Here is a 13,013-nt window from a genome sequence, read left to right as displayed (position 1 = left end):
TAACTATCGATTAAAACATCTTCTGCGCCCGCTCGATGCCCTCAGCCAACGCATTGACCTCGGCCTTTGTGTTGTATAAAGCGAACGAGGCGCGCGCCGTGCCTTCTACGCCGAGCAGGTGCATGAGCGGTTCGGCACAGTGATGCCCCGTGCGGATGGCGATGCCGAGACGATCGAGGATCATGCCAAGATCGTAGGGGTGAATGTCACCCACGAGGAACGACAGCACGCTGCCCTTCTCCGGCGCCTGTCCGATGAAGCGCATGCCGGGGATGGCGCCAAGGCGCTCCGTGGCGTAACGGAGCAGTTCGTGCTCGTGCTCAGCGATGGCATCAAGGCCGATGCGCTGCACATAATCCAACGCCGTAGCTAACGCCGTACTGCCGATGAAGTCCGGTGTACCAGCCTCAAACTTGTAAGGCAATTCGTTGTAGGTTGTCTTCTCAAACGACACATTGCGAATCATCTCTCCGCCGCCCTGATAAGGCGGAATCCGGTCGAGCCATTCGGCCTTGCCATAGAGTACGCCCATACCCGTCGGGCCGTAGATCTTATGCGACGAAAAGGCGTAAAAGTCCACGTCCGCCGCCTGCACATCGACCGCGCGATGGGCCACCGCCTGCGCACCGTCCACAAGGATCGGCACCCCGTGCGCATGTGCCACGCGAGCGATCTCCGCCACCGGATTGACCGTCCCTAACACGTTCGACATGTGTGTGACGGCCACCAGACGCGTCCGGTCGGTGAACAATCCCGGCAGCGCCTCCAGGTCCAGCGTGCCATGCTCATCGATGGGAATTACTCGTAGCCGCATGCCTTGCAACTGCCACGGCACAATATTCGAGTGATGCTCCATGGCCGTGACGATCACCTCATCACCCGGCTGCATGCAAGCGCGTGCGTAACTCGAAGCCACAAGGTTGATCGCCTCCGTTGTGCCCCGCGTGAAGATGATCTCTGCCGACGACGGTGCATTCAGAAACGCCCGCACGGTCTCACGCGCGGCCTCATGCGCCTCCGTAGCCTGCTGGCTGAGAAAATGCACACCGCGGTGAATGTTGGCGTTGACGTTGTAATAGGCTGCTTCGATCTTCTCCACCACGCAACGCGGCTTCTGCGTCGTGGCGGCATTGTCGAAATAAACAAGCGGCCGGTCGTAGACCTCACGCCGCAGGATGGGAAAGTCTTCCCTGATACGTTCTATATCTAACATGTCTATATCTAATGAATAAGTGCACAAAAGTAGAGGTGAGAGTATGCTAACAGCATCGCATCCTTCGTCTCAAGAGCGTCGGTAACAAGAAACCCCGAAAGCCATCCACGAATAGTAGGGGCTCCCGGGGTTTCTCACTGTTTCTCGCTGCGCCTTATCAGGCCGTGGCCGTACCGCGTTTTTCCTTGATACGTGCCTTCTTACCCGTCAGGTTGCGCAGATAGTACAGCTTCGAGCGACGCACTCTGCCGACCTTGTTTACCACGATCTGCTCGATGAACGGCGACTCAATCGGGAAGATACGTTCCACGCCGACGTTTTCCGACATCTTACGTACCGTAAAGCGCTTCTTGTCGCCCTCGCCCGAGATGCGGATCACCACACCGCGGTACTGCTGAATACGTTCCTTGTTTCCCTCTTTGATTCGGTACGAAATCGTCACCGTGTCGCCGCTCTTAAATGCGGGATGCTCCTTTCGAGTAGCAAATGCTTCCTCTGCAATCTTGATTAAATCCATTTCTAATGATGCTCTTTATATGTTTTGAAATCGAACAAAACGCAACATAACGGGTCTCTCGTGTTTGCCCGCCAGCGATTACGTAAAGCGGCCGCAAAGAAAGGACAGAAAAGCCTCTTTACACACTCCCATCTAAGTATTATGCGGCTTTTTAACAACATCCCAACGCATCGTGCAGCTCTGCGCGAAGACCACTTTAGTCGACGATTGCCCTTTCTGTAGTGGCATATACTTTTGCCGGCCGTAAAAAAACAAACGGAACAGAAACATGAAGAAAATTCCCCTCCTACTCTCCCTCCTACTTACATTTTGCCTCTCTCTCGCCACGCCCACAGCCTCGGCGCAGCACGAACCAAGCCTCCTCCGCAAGGCTGACCGCGAAAAAATGAATCGCTGGGTCGATTCCGTCTATAACGCCATGACCGACGACGAACGTGTCGGACAACTGATCATGATTATCGCCGAACCAAAGCTCGATGCAGCCAATATGCGCCGTCTGGAGCGCTATGTTTCGGAGCTGAAGATCGGTGGCGTACTCTTCCACACGGGAGATCCCGGCACTCAGGCCGAAGTCACGAACCGACTACAACGGGCCGCCCGCCTACCCCTCTTTATCGCCTTGGATGGTGAGTGGGGGCTCTCCATGAGACTACGTGGCACCACGCGCTTCCCTAAAAACATGATGCTCGGTGCCGTACAAGACACTCGACTGATCGAGGATTATGGTGCTGAGGTGGCCCGTCAATGTCGCGAGATGGGCATACACATCAACTTTGCGCCGTCGGTCGACGTGAATACGAATGCCAGCAACCCTATTATTGGCACCCGCTCCTTTGGCGATGATCCCGAAGCGGTCGCAAAGCGGGGCATCGCTTATGCCCGCGGACTCGAAAGTCGTGACATTATGGCCGTTGCCAAGCATTATCCCGGCCACGGCAACACCTCCAGCGACTCTCACTACACGCTCCCCCTCGTCAATCGTTCCGAGCGGCAGATGGACAGCATCGACTTGCTTCCCTTCCGTCGATTTATTGCGGCGGGCTTCTCAGGCATCATGACTGGCCACCTGAGCGTTCCCGCCCTCGATGGCGGCGAACAGGGCCGCGCTGCTTCACTCTCGCCAACTATCGTGACGGAGATCCTCCGAAAGAAGGACGGTTTTCGCGGTCTCTGCTTTACGGATGCCTTAAACATGCGTGGCGCTCGCCCCGGTGAACGCGAAAATCCGGCCCTCAGTGGTATTAAGGCGGGCAATGATATAGCCCTCGCACCCTCATCGCCTGACAAGGCCGTGGCTGCGCTCCGTGCGGCCCTCGATAGCGGCGTGATTTCTCGTAAAGACCTCGAAAGTAAATGCCGCCGCATTCTTGCTTATAAATATGTAGCGGGCCTCAACCATTATCGACCCATTGAGACGCGTGGCCTCTCCGAACGCCTCAATACGCCTCATGCGGACTGGCTTGTGGCTAAGCTCAACGAAGCGGCTATCACGCTACTTAAGAACGACGCCAACTGTCTGCCCATCAAGCAGCTCGATAAGAAGCGCATTGCACTGGTCACCATCGGCAGTGCAGATGGCGACGCCTTTTTCAGCATGCTCCGCCGTTACGCACCCGTCGACATTTTCCGAATTTATGCCACGACAAGAGACGCGGACTTCCGCCATATTCTATCTCGCCTACAGCCGTATGAAACAGTCATCTGCGCCGTCTATTCCTCGCGCGGCGCCGAACGCGCGGACTTCCTCCAACTTCTCGGACAGAAGCAAACGATATATACTTTCTTCACTACGCCTTACACGCTCCGTAATCACCGCGATGCGATCCGTACGGCTGACGCCGTTGTTTTGGCTTACGAGTCGACCGTACCGGCCCAGGAATATGCCGCCCAGCTCATTTTTGGAGGTATCCCGGCACGCGGACGTCTCTCGGTTTCTCTCCCCGGACTCTTCCAAGCGGGTGCCGGGTTAACGACTACCAAGACGCGCCTCGGCTACCATCGCCCCGAAGAAGTGGGCTTCGATCCCGCGCGACTCGCTGAGATCGACGCCATCGCTAACGAGGGGGTCACGAAGGGTGCCTATCCTGGATGCCGCGTGTTGGTGGCTAAAGACGGCATGATCGTCTATAATAAATCGTTCGGATGGTACGACAGCCGCAAGACGCGAAAAGTCACCGACGATGCAGTCTACGATCTCGCGTCCGTCTCTAAAGCTACAGGCACACTCCCGGCGGTGATGAAGGCCTACGACGACGGATTAATTCGCCTAAATAGTCCCATCTCCGCCTATGTTCCAGCCTTGCGCGGATCTAATAAGAGCGACTTCACGGTGGAGGAATTGCTTTATCATCAATCTGGAATTACGCCTTACATCGCCTTCTATCAAAATGCCCGGTCGGATCATAGCTATATGTGTGACGACGGCACGTCCCAATGTGCAGATACGTCGCGCAACGCGTTCCCCGCAAGCAGCCTACGCACCTCATCGATCAGCCCCAGCTGGTTGTCGGACAGCCCCAAACCAGGCTATACGACCGAGGTCGCTCGGCGGATGTATATACATGATTCCTTCCGCGACCATATCATGCGAGACATTCGCAATTCTCGATTGGGGACACGTGGAAAATACACATATAGCTGCATCAACTTTATCCTACTCAAGATGGCCGTCGAAAACGTGTACAGCCAACCTATGGATCGTTTGCTCAATACGTATTTCTTTTCTCGTCTGGGTGCTTCCTCGACGACCTATAATCCTTTACGCAAGATGGATACGCTACGCATTGTTCCCACAGAAGACGATCGCGTGATGCGCCATCAACTCTTACGCGGATACGTACATGATGAAGCGGCTGCACTGCAAGGCGGCGTGTCGGGTAACGCCGGCCTCTTCTCCTCTGCCGACGACTTGGCCAAGCTCCTCCAGCTCTATCTCAATAATGGCAACTATGGCGGTGAGTCTTATATCTCGGCCCTTACTTGTAATATGTTCACGCACAGCCAGAGCCACGCGTCTCGCCGCGGACTGGGATTCGATCGCCCGGAAAAGACGCCCGGCAAGTCGTCACCATGCGGACGATTAGCGCCTGCCTCTGTCTATGGCCACACAGGGTTCACCGGCACTTGTTTCTGGGTCGATCCGGATAATCAAATGATCTATATTTTTCTCAGCAATCGCGTCAATCCTTCGCGCGACAATAATCGGCTATCCACTCTGGGTATCCGCTCCCGCATTCAGGATGCTATCTATAAAGCGCTCAAGAAGTAACGTCAAGACGTGAAGCGCCACATCGTAACGATTTAGACTTTTCGTAAAGCAGCAAATGAGGTAGGTTACATCTCGTTTGCTGCTTTTTTATGTGCTTTACGCCCAAATCGTTCCGTGTTAGCTCATACGATCTATATCAATTTATCCAACCTGTTACTCAAATATACGCTCGATCCTGATCAGGCATACTAAATAGCAACACAGAAGTACATTTGACTGAAGTCGAAAGCTATTTTGTGTTACATAATACCCCATTTGACTCCATTCAGACAAATCATCTACCCCATCGAAATCGCAATTGATCAAGATCGAACATGTAAAAGTGCAACAAGATGGAACCATTGATTGCAATCTTATCGAGCAACAATATAATGATTATAGTTGATACACACAGCGCGCAAAGCAAAGCATCTACCGCCTTGAATACGCCGCATAAAATAAAAGAATATCGCGGCCAATTTGTACAATCAAAATGGATAGCGGATATTTGCAGCGCATAAAACATATATGAGATGATACACCACGTCAATCTATCCCGCATTCGCGTCATGAACTTCTACTTAGCAATGAGCAATGTTAGCACCTTCTTAGCTAAGGAAGATTTGGAGACGCTGAAACTAAAAGATCAAGTAGCGATCTTTAATGAGAAATACAAAGCCTTCGACGATGCTGTAGTTCCGCTCCGAAAAAGTGGTAAGACGGATAAACTCCACAAGCATGGATCCGAACGCGACGACGCGCTCATTGGTCTCGGGAGACATTTACGGCTTTACATCACCTATCCGGTAAAGACCATGTCCGATGCTGCTTGGCGCCTCTATCCCGTGTTGAAGGGTTATGGAAAGATGCCGCACCTTAAACCGCAGCGCGAGAAGACAGCACTCATCAGCAATCTACTTCAGGACTATGACACCGCCCAAGCCAAGGCCGACTTAACCCTAATCGGCGCCGACAAATGGGTGGAGATTCTGAAGGATTCTAATTCGAAGTATAAAGGGACCTACCAGGAACGTGTTGAATTTGAGTCCGCGTTGAAGAAGGGCCTGACACAGAAGACAAGAGATGACCTCTACGAGGAATTCAAACGACTCGTTCAGCGCATTAATTCATTGGCCCTGATTGAAGGAGAGGCTCCCTATTTGAAGCTGATGGAGGAAATTAATGTGGAGATGAAGCAAGCTAATTTGTCTGAACGTCCAGACCGAAAGAAAAAGGATGATCCCGACATCCAGCTTCCCGAAGATGACGAAGTCGAGGAGAAAAAAGATTAAGCTATTTGCCACAATGCGGATCGGCGGAGGGGATAACTTTCATATACATTATACGGTTCGATTAGTCCGTGTATAGATAAATAGGAATGAGATACCCATACGCCGTGGAGTGCAACATGCAAATATTGATTGATCTCGCTTCTATTTATAGCTACATAAGGGCTAACACATCAACTATTTAGAGGAAAAGACAAGAGATAAAGCACTGGAATGAAGAAGAAATACCTGCTCGACTTGCGAGTTGTATCCAACGAATGTTTGCAGGGACGATATAGCTTATTGAAACTGACCTCCGACAGTGAGCAGTTGCCCGAAATGGATCCGGGGCAGTTTGTAGAGATTCGCGTAGATGATTCTCCCGGCACGCTGCTTAGGCGTCCTATATCCATTCATAATATCGACCGGGAGCGCAATGAGCTATGGCTATTGGTGCTTCCGATAGGCGATGGGACGCGGCGCATGGCACGCTATAAGTCGGGCGACATTGTGAATATCCTGTTGCCACTGGGCAATGGATTTACAGTACCGCACGCTGTGCCGTCGAATGCTAAGAACTATCTTTTGGTTGGCGGCGGAGTAGGCGCGGCGCCGATGCTTTATCTCGGTAAGGCGCTCCGTGAGAGCGGTCTTACCCCCACTTTTTTAATCGGAGCACGGTCGGCTGATGGCATAGCCCAACGTGAGGCCTATGCAGCCTATGGCGACGTCTACGTGTCTACCGAAGATGGATCGATGGGTGAACGCGGCTTCGTGACGGATCACTCCATTTGGAAGCAGGCATCTTTCGAACGTATCTATTCCTGCGGGCCAAAACCGATGATGATGGCCGTAGCCAAACAGGCACGGCGCACAGAAACACCTTGCGAAGTCTCGCTTGAAAACATGATGGGATGCGGCATAGGGGCTTGCCTTTGCTGCGTAGAGGATACGACCGATGCAGGACGTGTTTGCACCTGCACAGAAGGTCCAGTCTTTAACATAGATAGATTGACATGGCCGATTTAACGACGCACATAGGCGAGCACTTAGTGCTTAAGAATCCCGTGATGACCGCTTCTGGCACCTTTGGTTATGGGTTGGAATATGCGGATTTGATGGATATCAGTCGTTTGGGCGCGATTATCGTCAAGGGCACGACGGCTGAACCGAGGCAGGGAAATCCTTATCCACGCATGGCGGAGACTCCGGCCGGCATGTTGAATGCTGTCGGATTGCAGAATCGCGGTGTAGACTATTTTGCAGATAAAATCTATCCCACGATCCGATCGATAGACACCGCGATGATCGTCAATGTAGGCGGGTCTACGGTCGAGACTTACGTGGAATGTGCGGAGAAGATCGCCGCATTAGACGATATACCGGCCATTGAACTCAATATCTCTTGTCCGAATGTGAAGCAAGGGGGAATGGGTTTCGGGTTATGCGCTGCGTCCGCAGCGGAAGTAGTGCGTTCCGTGCGACGTGTCTATCCGCGGACCCTGATCGTGAAGCTCTCACCGAATGTGACAGACATCACGGAGATCGCGCGCGCCGTAGAAGCCGAGGGGGCAGATGCGGTATCGCTGATCAATACCCTGCTGGGAATGGCTGTCGATGCGGAGCGCAGAAGACCGATCCTCTCCACAGTGACAGGCGGACTCTCAGGCCCTTGCGTGAAGCCGATTGCACTGCGTATGGTGTGGCAAACGGCAAAAGCGGTACGCATACCTGTGATCGGGTTGGGCGGTATCGCCTCGTGGCGAGATGCCGTAGAGTTTATGTTGGCCGGAGCGACTTCGGTGCAGATTGGCACCTCAAATTTTGTTGATCCCACCGTCTCGCTCAAGGTGATCGACGGCATAGCGGCTTATTGTGAACGGCATGGATTTTATCACGCATCGGAATTAGTGGGGGCATTAGAGACAGACAGCTAACCTGTAAAAGCTGAAAACTATACACTAACGGCTAACGACAAAACAGCTAAAAACCCATATCGCAGGATGCCTGTTTATGATCAGGCATCCGGCTCAGATGATGATTCGTTTTTCGCTTGTAGATTGTAGCTCTTAGTTCGGATTAGGCTATATATATTGTATATGAAGAAGAATATCATCGTTTTATTTGCTGCGTCATCGCTGCTCTATGCAAGTGCGCAGACTGTTGTAATCCCGGATGCGGATTTTAAGGCCTACTTAGTAACGTCTTTCGATGCAGATGGTAACGGCGAGATCTCAGCTGCCGAAGCGCAAGCTGTACGAAAGATCGAATACACGGATCGCCCCCTACAGTCGCTAAGTGGGATTGAGGCATTTACAGCACTGGAGGAGCTGGATTGTTCCTATGCGAACCCGTTTGAGCGGGGTGGGCTGACACAAATTGATGTCAGTCAAAATCCATCGCTCAAAGTGCTCCGCTGTGATAATAATAGCTTGGAGCAGATCAACGTATCGCACAACGCCGCTCTGCGGGAGCTGCATTGCCGAAACAACAAACTCAGCGCTTTGGATGTGAGTGGGCGGAAAGAGCTTGAAGAATTGCTCTGCGATAACAATCGTTTGAAGCGTTTACAGACGGCGGACTGCCCATCCTTATCGTTGATGAATTGCAGCATGAATCAACTGGAGGCATTAGACCTTCAGGGTTGCCCCTCGCTGCGTTGGCTGAATTGTGCAGAGAATCAATTGACGACACTTGACGCCAGTCCGGCCGTAGGTTTGGAGCAACTCTATTGCAACGACAACCGATTGGCTTCGCTTGATGTGTTACAGAATGGGGCCTTGCGTCAGCTCTATTGCGGCCACAATCGATTGGATTCGATAGATTTATCGCGTAACACTGCATTGACTGACTTAGACTGTGGCAACAACAGATTGACGCGATTGGACGTCTCGCAGAATGCTGCACTGACCGAGTTAGAATGTAGCATCAACCGTCTGGCGGAGTTGGACGTCACGCATAATCCGGAGTTAAAACAGCTTTATTGCAATGCCATCCCCACCCTTACGGCTGTACGACTCATCAAGAATCAGGCTTATCGTACACTCAGCTATCAGACGGCCTCAGTAACAACTTATCGTGTAGATCGGGAGACGGCAGTGGCAGAAGTTGCTCCGTTGGCAGAACCGTCTCATCCGGAAGTGGCCGATGTGGATGTGAAGAACCTGCCTGATTTTGCGCAAGCCGCCCCAGTTCGTTCCATATCAACCGCCGCGCCAGAAACGAAAGAGGAGAAAGCACAACCGGCAACGCATACCCGCACGGCGCGAGAGATCTTTTTTGATGAGGAATATCGCCGAGAGGAAGCACGTAAAGCTGAGGAAGCTAAGCGAGTAGCCGAAGAAAGTCGACGCGCCTCCATACGGTCGTACAATGGTATCGTATCCGTACCTGATGCAGAGTTCAAGACGTTCCTTGTTCAATCATTTGACACGGATGGGAATGGTGAAATATCTGGTGCGGAGGCGCGTGCGGTCACATCGATGGATTGCTCCGGATTGAATTTATCCTCGGTGGAAGGACTCGAATATTTCACCTCGTTAGAGGAGCTAAAATGTCAGGACAATCGAATCACCACGTTGGATATGAGTTACTTTCCAGCGCTTCGTTCGTTGGATTGCGCACGAAATAAGCTGCACTATTTGAACGTGAAGGCTAATCCCAAATTGGTAGATCTGGAATGTTCTGACAACAATCTGATTAACCTGGATGTAAGTCGGAATCCCGCTCTTCGTACGCTGGGATGTAATAGCATTCGCTTGATTCGATTGGACGTAACCAAAAATCCTGAATTGGAGGCGCTAAAGTGTGGAAACAACCATCTTGCGGAGCTTAACATTGCCAATAACCGAAGGTTAGATACATTGAATTGCAGCAAAAACAAATTGAAGTTGCTCACGGTGTCGCACCTCGATGGGCTTAACTATTTAGATTGTAGCGGGAACCAATTGACCGCGATCGATGTGTCACGGAATAAAAAATTAGGCACGTTAGATTGTGGTATGAACGCTTTGAGCAAGGTGGACGTGTCGAAGAACCTCGTATTGGCTGACTTTGCCTGCAATGGCAATCTGCTGGACAATCTGGATGTGGCCATTAATACGGAGCTTGTATCGCTGAATTGCGCGAATAACCGCCTGACTCAACTGGATGTGTCGCGTAATGCCGCACTGAAGCGTCTGCGTTGTATGGGCAACCGACTGACGGTGGTGGACGTACGAAAGAACTTAAAGCTGAAGTTTTTGGAGTCGGCGCCGATGCCTACGTTGGAAACACTTTACTGTCCGCAGGAGGTGATTTATTCCAAACTTGCTTATCCGATCATGTCGAAAGTAGTCTATAAATAAGCAGTTTGTACGTATTTGAGCGTGTTGAGGCCGATGGCGGATATGGAGAATAAGCCGAAGAGGAGGAAGCGTTGCCGTATGGAATGCCGGAAGGGAGATCTGTGGAAGATTTTTCCCGTCCTCGTTCTGTATCTTCTTACCTCCTGCGAAAGGGCGAATGAGCCGGCTCCTCGCCCGGTGGAACCGAGTTCGAGTCCTGAGTGGGCCGTACTGAAGGAGTTCACACAGGATGACCTTCGGGAGATGGAGCGCGGATTGGGGCTATCTCACTTCAGCATCATCGGCGCTATGCCGCGTTATCCGGGTAAGGTGCAAGTAAGGGCTGTGAAGATGACGTTTTCATCGGCGCATCCGAGTGGTGGCGCTGCACGGATTCGTCTCTCTGGCCTGCTACTCCTTCCGCCGACTATCGATTCAGCGCGGATACACAGCCAATTGTTGGCATTGCCATACACCTACGTTCTCAATCGACAAACACCTACACAACAAATAGCAGACTATGTACCCGCGCGGCTCGAGGCCTATATGCTTTTTGGCATATTACAGGCATCGCGTGGGTACGTAGTACTCATGCCAGACTATCCCGGCTTTGGCGAATCCTTCGGACAGTGTGCCATGCCCTATGTGGAGCGACGTCCGATGGTGCACGCGACCATCGATTTTATCCGTGCGTCGCAACAGGTATTGCAAGCCATGCACTACGGCCGGAAGCGCGAATTGACGATCACCGGCTACTCGCTCGGTGCTTATGTAGCGACTCAGACCGCGCGCGAAATGGAGACGAATGCCTCGGCCGTCAGCGAGCTGACGATCGACCGGCTATGGGTTGGCGGAACGCCCTGCGACTTGAAGCGAATCGCCGACGAGGCCAAGGTGGCTACCCACCTTCCGACGCCTTATCTCCTCCCGCTGGCTATCCATAGCTACCGGCGCAACGGATACCCGAAGATCGCTGTGGATAGCCTGCTCCGATCGCCCTACGCGGAGCAACTCATGTCTCGTTTTGATGGTATGAATGAGGCGTATGCCGATGGATTGCCCACACGTGCTTCCGACCTCTTCACCGAAGCCTTCGTCCGCGGTGATGCCGATGTCTCCGCGCCTATCGATGCTATCCTAAGCGAGAACAGCCTGACCCCTTGGCGCAACCGCTGCGCCTTCGTCATGCTCCACGGTGCATCTGACCGCACCGTCTATCTCGACAATGCACGTGCTTATGCAGAACGTCATCAAGCAGGCGGCGGCCAAGTGGATTTCCGGGTAGTTCCCGGCAACCATAAGGAGGCCGGCATCCTCTATTATCTCTATGTCATCCTTCACCTTCCCGAAGACCGCAACACATGAATGAATGGATTCGCCTGATCGACAGTAGCACGATCGATGCAGGTACGGCAATCGTGCGCCTACTCGTAGGATTCCTCTTAGGAGCCGTTATCGGTGCCGAACGTCAGGCACGCCGCCGCGAAGCTGGACTGCGCACCTTCACGCTGATCTGCCTCGGATCGACCATGTCTATGCTCGTCTCTATTTGGATCCCGCAGACCTACCCAAACTTCCTCAACGGAGATCCGGGACGTATCGCGGCGCAGGTGCTCACTGGTATTGGTTTCCTCGGTGCAGGTGCCATTATCCAAGGTAAAGGCAGTGTACATGGATTGACTACAGCGGCAGGTGTATGGGTCGTAGCGGTTATTGGCCTCGCGGTTGGAGCGGGCATGTTTCTGCCGGCTATTATCCTGACGCTCCTAACCGTGTCCGTCCTCACACTATTAGAACATCTCGAGAAGCGCACCTGCGCAGGGGGTGTAAATAAGATCTTGGTCGTGGTCTGCTCCACGTCTGAGCCCGACATCAAGGTCTTTCGACGCATCCTCGATCGGCAACAGGTCTACCTGATGAGTAACTCCTATGAAGCGGACTATACGACAGACACCGCCGTACTAACATGTAAGGTGAACGTCAAGGCGCGCTCCTCCTACACGGCTCTCTTTGCCGACCTCCGCCAGACTGGTTACGTGGCGCAAATTAAGATTTTCGACTAAGATCCTCTCCGCGATATGCCACCTAATAAGAGTCTTCATCGCCACCAATTCCTTTTTCCACATGATCTGAAAACACCTCGGAGAGGTCCCCGAAATAAACTTGAACAGACTCTAAAATAGGAACAGCAGCTCTGATCGCCGGAATATTTTACTTTACATTTGCCGCCGATCGGAACAAACAACGGCCTTGGAGAAGGCCGTTTTTGTTTCTACTCCCGAAAATCGGGAGGGTCGGGAAAAGCAATTCTTGATCGTGTCGGGAGGCCCCACCACAAACGCAGTGATTCCCCCTTTGTGCGTAGAGAGAGGCGGAGGCGCTAACGACCGACACGCTACAAGCGATGCAAAACCCGGTTCGAGTCTAATTCATAAACGAGAAG

9 protein-coding genes are annotated in these 13,013 nt (G+C 52.4%); 7 read left to right on the top strand and 2 right to left on the bottom strand.

Annotation, left to right across the window (positions count from 1 at the left end; all coding sequences use genetic code 11):
* Positions 1-10: 10 nt before the first annotated feature.
* Together C7123_RS03155 and rplS are read right to left on the bottom strand one after the other, a co-directional pair.
* Positions 11-1,213 (bottom strand): aminotransferase class V-fold PLP-dependent enzyme, encoded by a 1,203-nt coding sequence (locus tag C7123_RS03155; protein WP_069175749.1) that lies wholly within the window; start codon positions 1,211-1,213, stop codon positions 11-13.
* A 157-nt stretch (positions 1,214-1,370) separates the two neighbouring features.
* Positions 1,371-1,730, bottom strand: a complete 360-nt coding sequence (gene rplS / locus C7123_RS03150) for a 50S ribosomal protein L19 (RefSeq protein WP_037984771.1) — start codon at positions 1,728-1,730, stop codon at positions 1,371-1,373.
* 268 nt (positions 1,731-1,998) lie between these two features.
* Between rplS and C7123_RS03145 the strand changes: the two genes are divergently transcribed.
* From C7123_RS03145 to C7123_RS03115, 7 genes are all read left to right on the top strand, one after another.
* Positions 1,999-4,998, top strand: a complete 3,000-nt coding sequence (locus C7123_RS03145) for a glycoside hydrolase family 3 N-terminal domain-containing protein (protein WP_069175748.1) — start codon at positions 1,999-2,001, stop codon at positions 4,996-4,998.
* A 548-nt stretch (positions 4,999-5,546) separates the two neighbouring features.
* Entirely contained in the window at positions 5,547-6,269 is a 723-nt protein-coding gene (locus C7123_RS03140) for a DUF6261 family protein (RefSeq protein WP_159049817.1), read from the top strand.
* A 210-nt stretch (positions 6,270-6,479) separates the two neighbouring features.
* Complete coding sequence (locus C7123_RS03135) at positions 6,480-7,274, top strand: dihydroorotate dehydrogenase electron transfer subunit (protein WP_069175746.1); 795 nt, start codon at positions 6,480-6,482, stop codon at positions 7,272-7,274.
* Positions 7,262-8,182, top strand: coding sequence for a dihydroorotate dehydrogenase (locus C7123_RS03130; protein ID WP_069175745.1), 921 nt, complete (start codon positions 7,262-7,264; stop codon positions 8,180-8,182). Before C7123_RS03135 ends, C7123_RS03130 begins: the two co-directional genes overlap by 13 nt.
* A gap of 162 nt (positions 8,183-8,344) precedes the next feature.
* On the top strand, positions 8,345-10,591 hold the full coding sequence (locus C7123_RS03125) for a leucine-rich repeat domain-containing protein (RefSeq protein ID WP_069175744.1): 2,247 nt from the start codon (positions 8,345-8,347) through the stop codon (positions 10,589-10,591).
* Positions 10,592-10,768: 177 nt separating this feature from the next.
* The gene (locus tag C7123_RS03120) at positions 10,769-11,935 is read left to right on the top strand and encodes an alpha/beta hydrolase family protein (RefSeq protein ID WP_159049816.1); all 1,167 of its coding nucleotides are present in this window, start codon (positions 10,769-10,771) and stop codon (positions 11,933-11,935) included.
* Positions 11,932-12,633 carry an MgtC/SapB family protein gene (locus C7123_RS03115; RefSeq protein ID WP_069175742.1) on the top strand — a complete coding sequence of 234 codons (702 nt, stop codon included), beginning with the start codon at positions 11,932-11,934 and terminating at the stop codon, positions 12,631-12,633. The genes C7123_RS03120 and C7123_RS03115 overlap by 4 nt, the downstream gene beginning before the upstream one ends.
* The last annotated feature ends 380 nt before the right edge of the window (positions 12,634-13,013 follow it).

Origin of the sequence: Tannerella serpentiformis, assembly GCF_003033925.1 — a bacterium.
Classification (GTDB): domain Bacteria; phylum Bacteroidota; class Bacteroidia; order Bacteroidales; family Tannerellaceae; genus Tannerella; species Tannerella serpentiformis.
The sequence above is the reverse complement of the archived record's forward strand: the minus strand, read 5'-3'. Positions and strand labels throughout refer to the sequence as shown.